At 56.8% G+C, this 243-nt stretch carries 1 protein-coding gene; it reads right to left on the bottom strand.

Annotation, left to right across the window (positions count from 1 at the left end; translation table 11 throughout):
• Positions 1-243 (bottom strand): hypothetical protein (locus RTW80_RS30480; RefSeq protein ID WP_312721977.1); only part of this gene is annotated, 243 nt, incomplete at both ends.

Raw genomic sequence — 243 nt, 5'->3', positions numbered from 1 at the left:
GGAATACGCTGGTAAGAGCGTATGTCGCCATGCGCATTGCTGAAGGGGATCACAAGTTCTTGCTTATCGTTGATTCTTATACCCGGCGCAGCCTCCACACCCTTACGGGTCAGATAGGCGTTCGTTGTAGCCTGCGGGTAGCGGTCAACATATCGGGCGGCGTACTCCGCCTGCCGGTTGTACTGTTGCTCCAGAGCACGGGCATTGTCTTCACGCGTTTGCTGGGCGTGTGCACGGAGATGA

The sequence above is a fragment of the Escherichia sp. AM3 genome (assembly GCF_032029835.1).
GTDB classification, from domain to species: domain Bacteria; phylum Pseudomonadota; class Gammaproteobacteria; order Enterobacterales; family Enterobacteriaceae; genus Escherichia; species Escherichia coli.
The sequence above is the reverse complement of the archived record's forward strand: the minus strand, read 5'-3'. Positions and strand labels throughout refer to the sequence as shown.